The organism is Thermophilibacter sp. (assembly GCF_966187215.1).
In genome coordinates this window covers 1-10,499 of sequence record NZ_CBIFYV010000095.1, presented here as the reverse complement: position 1 = coordinate 10,499, position 10,499 = coordinate 1, and the positions used below count along the sequence as shown (strand labels likewise).

The following is a 10,499-nucleotide window of genomic DNA, read 5'->3' as shown; positions in this document are numbered from 1 at the left end:
GTGGGGTAGAAGTACCCGCTCACCGGCATCGTTCGAACTCCCTTCTGGTGCCCCGCCCCGCTCGGCCGAGCGGTGCACGGAGTTATCAACACCCGCTATACTAGGTCACCGTAGTTTTCAACAATCACGATTGCGGTGCCCATGGAACTGTCGCTCGAATCAGATGCCGAGGCCCTCTGGCAGGACACGCTCGACCTTCTCGCCGCGCGCGAGCTGCCCGAGGCCACGCTCGCGATGCTCAGGAACTGCGCCCCTACGAGCATGGCCGATGGGACGCTGCGGCTCGAGACGCCGATGCGGCTCGTGCTCAAGACGGTGTCGAAGAACACCTCCCTCATCGAGGAGTGCCTCACGCAGGCCGCGTTCGAGCCGATGCGGCTCGAGGTGTCGTTCGCACCGGCCTCCTCGCCGGCCCGGGCCCAGGCACCCTCGTCGAGCATGTCGCGCGCCGAGGTCGACCGCTGGACCGCCGCGACGGCGGCGCCGCGGGCGTGGGAGGGCACCACCACCCGCACCATCGCGGAGGACACCTGGGACGAGGACCGCGCCGCGGCCGAGCGCGCGGAGGAGGCGCGCCGGCGGCGCGAGCGCAACCCCCTCGTCGAGGACATCTCGCACACCGCCTCCAAGCTCACCTTCGAGCGCTTCGTGCGCGGCGACGAGAACGACATCGCCTATCAGGCCTCGCTGCAGGTGGCCAACGGCATGAACAGCACCTACAACCCGCTCTTCATCTACGGCAAGAGCGGGCTGGGCAAGACACACCTACTGCGCGCCATCCAGAACTACATCGCCGTCAACGACCCGTCGCGCCTGTGCGTCTACCGCGACGCCTCGTCGTTCATCACCGACTACACCGAGGCCATGCGCCACTCCGAGCGCTCGGCGGCCGCGGCGCTGCGGCAGAACTACTCGGACATAGACGTGCTCATCATCGACGACATACAGAAGATGGCGGGCAAGGTCGGCACCGTGGGGTTCTTCTTCGACACCTTCAACGAGCTCATCGCCAACGGCAAGCAGATCGTGCTCGCCGCCGACCGCACGCCCGCGCAGCTCGGCATGGGCAAGGACGCCTTCGACGAGCGCGTGACCAGCCGCCTGGGATCGGGGTTCACCACGCCGATCCAGGTACCGAGCTACGAGCTCAAGCTGCGCCTCATCGACACCTTCTGCGAGCGCATGCGCGACGACGCCCTGCGCGAGAACGTCAGCGGCCTGGGCGGCGACGTCCCCGAGGAGGCGCGGCAGTACATGGCCGAGCGCGCGGGCACCAACATCCGCGTCATCGAGGGCTTCTGCCAGCGCTGCCTGTTCGCCGCAACCGCCGCCGAGAGGGCCGGGCGCCAGATCACCCACGAGGAGATCGATGCCGTGGCACGCGAGTGCTGGCCCACCGCCGGCCGCACGGTCTCGATCGAGGACGTCCAGCGCGCCGTGGAGCGCTTCTACGACATCGACCACGCGAGCCTCGTGGGCAACCGCCGCAACCAGGGCCTCATGGAGGCGCGCCACGTGGCCATCTGGCTCTCGCGCGAGCTCTGCGACCGCACCCTCGCCGACATCGGCGAGCACTTCGGCGGGCGCACGCACGCGACGGTCAAGCACAGCATCAACGTGGTGGACGAGGCCCGGCGGACGGATCGCGCGTTCTACGATAGGCTCATGCAGATTCAGGAGTCGATCACCGGCAACGCGTAGCATGGTGAAAGGGTCGTCGAGCACGTGTCGAAAGGTGGTGAAAAGTCGTGGCCTGATGTAGAAGGCGCCCGACGGGCGAGGCGGGGATGTTCACGGGCGTTGACGCCCCGAGACCTCCGCGGGCTTCTCGACAGGCCATCCGAACTGCCACTTCGCTGACTTTTCCACATTTCGACAGACTCTGTTACTACTACTGTTCTTTAGTTCTTATTTAGGTATTAGAGAAAGGGCGCGCCATGAAGTTCACCGTCAGCCAGTCTTCGCTCATGAGGGCGCTCAGCGTGGTAGCGAAGGGCATGGGCACCAACTCGACGCTGCCCATCCTCTCGGGCGTCTACATCCGAGCCGAGGGCGGCCAGCTGGAGTTCCAGACCAACAACCTCACGATCTCCATCCGCCACCTCATCCCCGCCAACGTGGAGGAGCCCGGCGAGACGGTGGTCTCGGGCAAGGTGCTCACCAACATCGTGAAGAATCTCTCGGACTCCGCCGTGACCTTCGAGGGCACGCCCCACTCGGTGACCATCTCGTGCGAGAAGTCCACGTTCCGTCTCAACGCCCTGTCGGCGGCGGACTGGTCGGCGTTCCCCGAGCTCGCCCCCGACCGCACGATCGAGCTCCCGAGCGACCTGCTCTCGCGCATGGTCGACAAGGTCTATCGCGTGACCTCCAAGGAGACCACGCGCCCCATCCTGCAGGGCATCCTGCTGACCGTGGAGGACAACACCATCCGCCTGGTGGCCACCGACTCCTTCCGTCTGGCGGTCTGCGACTCCTCCGTCGAGGCCGCCCCGGGCGAGCAGTTCCGCGCGATCGTGGCCGGCTCGGTCTTCCATGACGTGCTGAGCATGCCCTCGATGACCGACACCATCTCCATCGGCACCACCGAGAGCCAGGTGGTCTTCTCCTTTGGCACCACGACCTTCGTGACCCGCCGCATCGAGGGCAGCTTCCCCGACTACAAGACGCTGCTGCCCCCCACCTGCTCAACGGCCGTGACCATCGACGTGGCCGCCTTCGCCGCCGCGCTCAAGCGCGTCTCGGTCATCGCGCAGCAGAACGCGTCGGTGCGCCTGGACATCGACGCCGACGGCGGCATCGTGCGCCTGTCGGCGAGCTCGCCCGACCAGGGGGAGTCGTCCGAGACCATGGTGTGCGACATCGAGGGTCAGAGCCTCGCCATCGCCGTCAACTACCACTACGCGCTCGACTGCGTGAACGCGGTCTCGGGCACCGAGACGATGCGCCTGGAGCTGCAGGGGTCCACGCAGCCGGGCATCTTCAAGAGCAACGGGAGCATCAACTACCTGTACCTCCTCATGCCGGTGCGTCTGTAGGCGGGCGTGGGACTTCTCGTCACAACGCTCTCGCTCGCCGACTTCCGCAGCTTCGAGCGCCTGGAGGTCGAGCTCTCCCCCGCGGTGACGGTGCTCGCGGGCCCCAACGCCACGGGCAAGACCAACACCGTGGAGGCCATCCAGCTGCTCACGTCGGGCGCCTCGTTCAGGCGGCCGACGCCGGGCCAGCTCGTCCGCGAGGGGGCCGCGAGCGCCCGCGCGGACGCGCGGCTCGAGGGGGACGGCCGCGTGATCGACGTGCGGCTCGACGTGACGGCCCGCTCGCGGCGCTTCTCGCGCAACGGCAAGGCGTGCCGCGCGGCCGACATGCCGCAGAACCTGATGTCGGTGCTCTTCACGCCCGACGACCTGTCGCTCGTCAAGCGCGGGGCGTCGGTCAGGCGAGACGAGCTGGACGCCTTCGGACGGCAGGCCAACCGCGGCTACGCCAACGTGCTCTCCGCCTACCAGCGCGCGGTCGAGCAGCGCAACCGCCTGCTGCGCGAGGACGCGCCGGACCGCGCGCTGCTCGCCGCGTGGGACGAGTCCGTGGCGCTCGGCGGGGCGACGCTGCTCTCCGCGCGGCTGCGCCTCTTCGGCCGCCTCGCCCGTCGCGCGGCCGAGGCGTACCGCGCCATCTCGGGCGGCGAGGAGCTCTCGTGCGTCTACGTCTGCACGCTCGGCGAGGGCCTCGAGGAGCTCTCGCGCGACGAGCTGCGCGAGGTGTTCCTCGAGCGGCTCGAGGCCGCGCGCGCCGACGACCTGCGCCGCCAGCAGACCACCGTGGGGCCGCACCGCGACGACGTGACCTTCCTGGTGGCCGGTCGGGACGCGCGCGCCTTCGCCTCGCAGGGGCAGCAGCGCTCCGTGGCGCTCGCGCTCAAGATGGCCGAGGTGGAGCTCGCCGACGAGATCATCGGCTCCCGGCCGATCCTCCTGCTCGACGACGTGATGAGCGAGCTCGACGAGCGCCGCCGCTCGGCTGCCGTGGCCTTCGCACTCGACGGCATCCAGACCGTGGTGACGACGACCAACCTCGGGTACTTCTCGCCCGAGCTGCTCGACGCGGCGAAGGTGGTGAGCTACGGTGAGTGACGGCGCGCGGCCGGCCACGAGCTCGCTCGAGCGGGACGCCCGCCGCCGAGAGCGCGCCCCGCGGTCGCTCTCGGAGCTCTGCGGCGACTGCCTGGACCGCATCGACCGCGCCGGCGCGGCAGGTTCCACGTGGAGCGCCGGCCGGGCGTGGCACGCGGTCAACGGCGACATCGAGCGCGCCCACACCACCGGCCTCTACGTCCGCGAGCCGCGCAGCCACGAGACGCTGCCGACGCTCCTGGTCTACGTGGACTCCCGCGCCCGCGCCACGGACTTCTCGGCCAACCGGGAGGTCTATCTCGCGCGCCTGGCCAACGTGGGGCTGCGCTTCGCCGACGTCTCGTTTCGCGTGTCAAAGCGGCAGCGCGGCGAGAAGGGCTCCGCGACCTGCGCGGCCGCCGCGTCCGCTCGCACGGCCCCGAGGCCGTTGCCGGAGCTCTCCGCGGAGGAGGCGCGCCGCGTGGAGGAGATGACGGCCGCGCTGCCCGACGCGGTGCGGGAGAGCGCGCGCCGGGCGATGAGCGCCGCGCTTCGGGCCGAGAAGGCCGCCGGCGACCACAATAGCTAAAAAGATGAAGGAGCCCTCAGAGGGCTTCTCAGCGCCTCACAAACGGTATCATGAAGCCGTTTGGTCCCTTTTTGAACACGGCCCGGAGAAACCCGCGCGCTGGGCGCGCCCGCGGGCCGAGGGAGGATGAGCGCGTGGCCAAGAAGAACGAGAACGAGTACGGCGCCGGGGAGATCAAGATCCTCGAGGGCCTCGAGGCGGTCCGCAAGCGTCCTGGCATGTACATCGGCACCACCTCTGCGGCCGGCTTGCACCACCTGGTGTGGGAGATCGTGGACAACTCGGTGGACGAGGCCATGGCCGGCTTCTGCAGCAAGATCAAGGTCACGGTGCACCCGGACAACTCCATCACCGTGGATGACAACGGCCGCGGCATCCCCGTGGAGAAGCACCCCGTCAAGAAGATCCCCACCCTCGAGGTGGTCCTAACGATCCTGCACGCCGGCGGCAAGTTCGACAACAACGCCTACAAAGTGTCCGGTGGCCTGCACGGCGTGGGTGTCTCGGTGGTCAATGCCCTCTCGAAGAGACTCGTGGCGCGGGTGCGCCGCGACGGCAAGGTCTACGAGATGGTCTTCGAGCGCGGCAAGACCGTGCAGAAGATGAAGGTCGTGGGCACGTCCAAGGCCACGGGAACCTCGATCACCTTCTGGCCCGACGAGGAGATCTTCGAGACCACCACCTACAGCTGGGACACCCTGCACGACCACCTGCAGGAGACGGCGTTCCTCAACAAGAACCTCAAGATCACGCTGGTGGACGAGCGCGAGCTCACGCCGCGCACCGAGGAGTTCTGCTACGCCGGCGGCATCGTCGACTTCGTGAAGTTCCTCAACGAGGGCAAGGACATCCTGCCGGGGCTCTCGCGTCCCATCTACATCGAGGGCCGCTCGGCCGCCGATGCGCCGGAGACCCAGATGGGCGAGGTCGAGGTGGCCCTGCAGTGGAACACCGGCTATTCCGAGCACACCCTCTCCTTCGCCAACGACATCTACACCGAGGAGGGCGGCATGCACCTCGAGGGCTTCCGCACGGCCCTCACCAAGGTGATCAACGACTACGGTCGCAAGCAGAACATCATCAAGGAGAAGGACGCCAACCTCACCGGCGACGACATCCGCGAGGGCCTCACGGCGGTCATCTCGGTGAAGCTGCCCGACCCGCAGTTCGAGGGCCAGACCAAGGCCAAGCTCGGCAGCTCCTACATGCGCACCCTCACCAACCGCATCGTGAGCGCGGGGCTGGCCGAGTATCTCGAGGAGCACCCCAACCAGGCCCGCGAGATCCTCAAGAAGGCCAACCAGGCCGCCAAGGGCCGCCTCGCCGCTCAGAAGGCGCGCCAGGCCACGCGCCGCAAGAGTCTGCTCGAGAGCGCGGCGCTGCCCGGCAAGCTGGCCGACTGCTCCGTGCGTGACGCCGAGATGACCGAGCTGTTCATCGTGGAGGGCGACTCCGCAGGCGGCTCGGCCAAGGACGGCCGCCGCCGCGACATCCAGGCCATCCTGCCGCTGCGCGGCAAGATCCTCAACGTGGAGCGCGTGGGCGACCACCGGGCCTTCTCGTCCGACACCATCCAGTCGCTCATCACCGCCATCGGCACCGGCGTCACCACCGGCACGGGCGACGGCGGCGACTTCGACATCACCAAGGCGCGCTACCACAAGATCATCATCATGACCGACGCCGACGTCGACGGCGCGCACATCCGCATCCTGTTGATGACGTTCTTCTACAAGTACATGCGCCCGCTCATCGACGCCGGCTACGTCTACATCGCCACGCCGCCGATCTTTGGTATCAAGGTGCGCAACAAGATCCACTACATCTACCCCGACGGCAAGACGCCCGAGGACGAGATCCTCAACCGCGCGATCCGCGAGCTGGGCCTCAACCCCGACGAGGCGGACGAGAACGACAAGTCCCAGGCCGCCGTCAAGGGCTCGGGCCGCAAGCGCAAGGGCTACTCGGTCCAGCGCTACAAGGGTCTCGGCGAGATGGACCCCAAGCAGCTGGCGTCCACCACGATGGACCCCAAGACGCGCATCCTGCAGCGGGTCTCCATCGAGGACGCCCAGGCCGCCGACCGCGCGGTCCGCGAGCTCATGGGCAACCAGGTGGAGTACCGCCGCGACTACATCGAGAAGCACGCGCACGACGCCCGCTTCCTCGACGCGTAACCGCAGGTCATGAGACAAGGGGGACAGGTTCCTTTGTCTCATTAGAAAACGAATGAGACAAAGGAACCTGTCCCCCTTGTCTCACTCAGAGAGAAAGGCCATACGTGGCAGACGAGAACAACAACAGCACCGAGATGCCCGACGACCTCAGGCGCCTTCTCGCCCGCGCGGAGCGCGACGAGGACGACGGGGCCGACGTCTACACCGAGGATGACGCCGACGAGGCGGACGACGAGGACGACGGCGAGCTCGAGGAGAGCTTCGGCGCCAACAACCGCGGCGAGGACGCCGGCGAGTCCGACATCAACGGCGGCGCGCTGCAGGTCTCCGAGTTCGGGCACGAGATGCGCCAGAGCTTCATCGAGTACTCGATGTCGGTCATCACGGCGCGCGCCCTGCCCGACGTGCGCGACGGCCTCAAGCCCGTGCACCGCCGCATCCTCTACGCGATGAACGAGTCCGGCATCTTCCCCAACCGCCCGCACAAGAAGTCGGCCTGGACGGTCGGCGAGGTCATCGGCAAGTACCACCCGCACGGTGACTCCGCCGTCTACGACACCATGGTCCGTCTCGCCCAGTGGTTCAGCATGCGCGTGCCGCTGATCGACGGCCACGGCAACTTCGGCAACATCGACGGCGACGGCGCGGCGGCCATGCGATACACCGAGAGCCGCCTGGCCAAGCCCGCCATGGAGCTCCTGCGCGACCTGCAGAAGGACACGGTGGACTGGCAGCCCAACTACGACGAGTCGCTCGCCGAGCCCCAGGTGCTGCCCGCGCGCTTCCCCAACCTGCTGGTCAACGGCTCGTCGGGCATCGCCGTGGGCATGGCCACTAACATCCCGCCGCACAACCTCGGCGAGGCCATCGAGGCCACCTGCGCCTTCATCGACAACCCCGACATCACGGTCGACGAGCTCATGCAGGTCATGCCGGGCCCGGACTTCCCCACCGGCGCGCTCATCATGGGCTCTGACGGCATCCGCCAGGCCTACGAGACCGGCCGCGGCTCGATCACCATCCGCGCCAAGGCGCACGTGGAGACCACCAAGACCGGCCGCAGCCGCCTCGTCTTCACCGAGATTCCCTACCAGGTGAGCAAGGGCGCCCTCCAGGAGAAGATCGCCCAGCTGGTCAACGAGAAGCGCATCGAGGGCATCTCGGACATGCGCGACGAGTCCAACCAGAAGGGCCTGCGCCTGGTCATCGAGCTCAAGAAGGGCGTGGTGCCGGAAGTCGTCCTCAACAACCTCTACAAGTTCACCTCGCTGCAGACCACCTTCGGCGTGAACAACCTGGCGCTGGTTGACGGCGTGCCCAAGTGCCTCTCGCTGCGCGAGATCCTGCGCCACTACGTTGACCACCAGGTCGACGTGGTCACCCGCCGCACGCGCTACGACCTCAAGAAGGCCCAGGCCCGCGCGCACATCCTTGAGGGCTACCTCATGGCCCTCGACCACATCGACGAGGTCATCCACATCATCCGCTCGTCTCAGACCGACACCGAGGCGTCCCAGCGCCTCATCGAGCGCTTTGGCTTCTCGCCCGAGCAGACCCAGGCCATCCTCGAGATGCGCCTGCGCCGCCTCACCGGCCTGGAGCGCGACAAGATCGAGGAGGAGCTCGCCGGGCTGCGCCGCGCGATCGCCTACTACGAGGACCTTCTCGCCCACGAGGATAAGATCCTGGGCGTCATCAAGGACGAGATGCGCGAGATCGAGGCCAAGTTCGGCGACAAGCGCCGCACCGAGATCTCCGGCGCCGCGCGCGACCTGGACGTCGAGGACCTCATCGCCGACGAGGACATGGTCGTCACGATCACCCACACCGGCTACATCAAGCGCATCCCGGTAGCCACCTACCGCTCGCAGAAGCGCGGCGGCAAGGGCGTGCAGGGCCTGAGCCTCAAGGACAACGACTTCGTCGAGGACCTCTTCGTGGCGAGCACGCACGACTACGTGCTGTTCTTCACCAACCTCGGCAAGGTCTACCGCCTCAAGGTGCACGAGCTGCCCATCGGTAGCCGTCAGGCGCGCGGCTCGGCGATCGTCAACGTGCTGGCGCTGGCCGAGGGCGAGCACCCCACGGCCGTCATCACCACGCGCGAGTTCCCGGCTGACGAGTACCTGATGTTCGCCACGCGCGGCGGCATGGTCAAGAAGACCGCGATGAGCGAGTATGACCGCACCCGCCGCGACGGCATCATCGCCATCAACCTCAAGAGCGGCGACGAGCTGGTCAACGTGCGCCGCGTGCGCCCCGGCGAGAAGGTCATCCTCGTGTCGTCCGACGGCAAGGCGATTCTCTTCGACGAGTCCGAGGTCCGCGCGATGGGCCGCAACACCTCGGGTGTGCGCGGCATCACCCTCAAGGGCGACGCGCACATGCTGGGCATGGAGATCTCCAACGGCAACGGCGACCTGTTCGTGATCACTGAGAACGGCTACGGCAAGCGCACGCCGGTCTCAGAGTACCCGGAGCACAAGCGCGGCGGCCAGGGCGTCTACACGATCGCGATGACGGCCAAGAAGGGCAGCCTCGTGGCGTGCCGCGTGGTCGGGCCGCAGCACGAGCTCATGATCGTGTCCGAGGAGGGCGTGGTCATCCGCGTGCGGGTCAACGACATCAGCCTGCTCGGCCGCTCCACGCAGGGCGTCAAGGTGATGAACCTCGTGGACGGCGATCGCGTGAGCGCCGTGGCGCGCATGGTGGCGCGCAAGAAGAAGGCGCCCAAGCACGACGCGAGCCAGGGGATGCTGGACCTCGCCTCGGCCGGGGCCCACGACCCCGACGACCCCGTTGACATCGGCGGCGACGAGGAGCTCGACGACTCGCTACTCGACGACGAGGAGTAGCTGACGGCAGCGGCCCGCGACCGGATTTCGGTTGCGGGCCGCTTCTTGTCGGGTGCCGGGTGTTTATCGTCTGCACCTCTCGTCCCGCGCCCTCCGCCGGTCGTGCTCAATTAACCCGCAAAATCTGACATTCACAAACCTTAATCCAGCGAATATATGATTATGAAATCATTTTTTGCGAGTTATCGGACGAGCGAGGGACAGACAAGCGCGAAAAAATGAGCGAGAAGCCCGGCGCTACTCCCCGTCCTGGTCCCCGTGCGTCACGTTGAAGTCCTCGGGCGAGAGGTTCTCCACGAACTTGTGGAACTCCTGCAGCTCGTGCGCCTCCTCGGCCCGCTCGACGCCGTTGAAGTCGGGCATGGCCGCGGTGCTGATGACCTCGTCGTCGGCATAGACCGGCACCTCGAGGCGTACGGCCAGCGCGATCGCGTCGGACGGTCGGGAGTCAAGGAGGACGTGCTCCCCGTCCGCGCGCACGAGGTCGATCTGCGCGAAGAAGGTGGTGCCCTGGACCGACGTCACGCGAACGGACTCGACGCGCCCGCCCAGCGCGGAGATGGTGGAGCAGAGCAGGTCGTGGGTCATCGGGCGGCCGCCCTGACGCTCGCGCACGCCCATCGTGATGGCCGTGGCCTCGACCGAGCCGATGCGGATGGGAAGCTGCAGCGAGCCCTCGTTGCCCGACTGGTCATGTGCGCGCAGGGACACCCACAAAGCAACCAGGCCACCCCCGCCGACGAAGCCCCCTATGCCCACCCTTCTC

7 protein-coding genes are annotated in these 10,499 nt (G+C 67.5%); 6 read left to right on the top strand and 1 reads right to left on the bottom strand.

What is annotated here, in order from left to right; genetic code table 11:
- Positions 1 to 141 precede the first annotated feature (141 nt).
- The 6 genes from ACWTSU_RS07670 (at position 142) to gyrA (ending at position 9,733) form a co-directional block, all read left to right on the top strand.
- A complete protein-coding gene (locus ACWTSU_RS07670; protein WP_455139382.1) occupies positions 142 to 1,701 on the top strand; it encodes a DnaA ATPase domain-containing protein in 1,560 nt (519 codons plus the stop codon).
- A gap of 236 nt (positions 1,702 to 1,937) precedes the next feature.
- Positions 1,938 to 3,038, top strand: coding sequence for a DNA polymerase III subunit beta (gene dnaN, locus ACWTSU_RS07665; protein ID WP_455139380.1), 1,101 nt, complete (start codon positions 1,938 to 1,940; stop codon positions 3,036 to 3,038).
- A 6-nt stretch (positions 3,039 to 3,044) separates the two neighbouring features.
- A complete protein-coding gene (gene recF / locus ACWTSU_RS07660; protein ID WP_455139378.1) occupies positions 3,045 to 4,133 on the top strand; it encodes a DNA replication/repair protein RecF in 1,089 nt (362 codons plus the stop codon).
- Complete coding sequence (locus tag ACWTSU_RS07655) at positions 4,126 to 4,701, top strand: hypothetical protein (protein ID WP_455139376.1); 576 nt, start codon at positions 4,126 to 4,128, stop codon at positions 4,699 to 4,701. The genes recF and ACWTSU_RS07655 overlap by 8 nt, the downstream gene beginning before the upstream one ends.
- A 134-nt stretch (positions 4,702 to 4,835) precedes the next feature.
- Positions 4,836 to 6,878: a DNA topoisomerase (ATP-hydrolyzing) subunit B gene (gene gyrB, locus ACWTSU_RS07650; protein WP_455139374.1), complete on the top strand. Its 2,043-nt coding sequence runs from the start codon at positions 4,836 to 4,838 to the stop codon at positions 6,876 to 6,878.
- Positions 6,879 to 7,012: 134 nt separating this feature from the next.
- A complete protein-coding gene (gene gyrA, locus ACWTSU_RS07645; protein WP_455139384.1) occupies positions 7,013 to 9,733 on the top strand; it encodes a DNA gyrase subunit A in 2,721 nt (906 codons plus the stop codon).
- Between the two features lie 237 nt (positions 9,734 to 9,970).
- On the opposite strand, the gene ACWTSU_RS07640 is transcribed toward gyrA, so the two are convergent.
- A partial coding sequence (locus ACWTSU_RS07640) for a bifunctional nuclease family protein (protein WP_455139372.1) occupies positions 9,971 to 10,499 on the bottom strand: 529 nt, incomplete at its 5' end.

Bases quoted from the DNA above. Each gene is read 5' to 3' on its own strand.
- ACWTSU_RS07670 (WP_455139382.1), top strand. From the start codon at position 142: ATGGAACTGTCGCTCGAATCAGATGCCGAGGCCCTCTGGCAGGACACG.
- dnaN (WP_455139380.1), top strand. From the start codon at position 1,938: ATGAAGTTCACCGTCAGCCAGTCTTCGCTCATGAGGGCGCTCAGCGTG.
- gyrA (WP_455139384.1), top strand. From the start codon at position 7,013: ATGCCCGACGACCTCAGGCGCCTTCTCGCCCGCGCGGAGCGCGACGAG.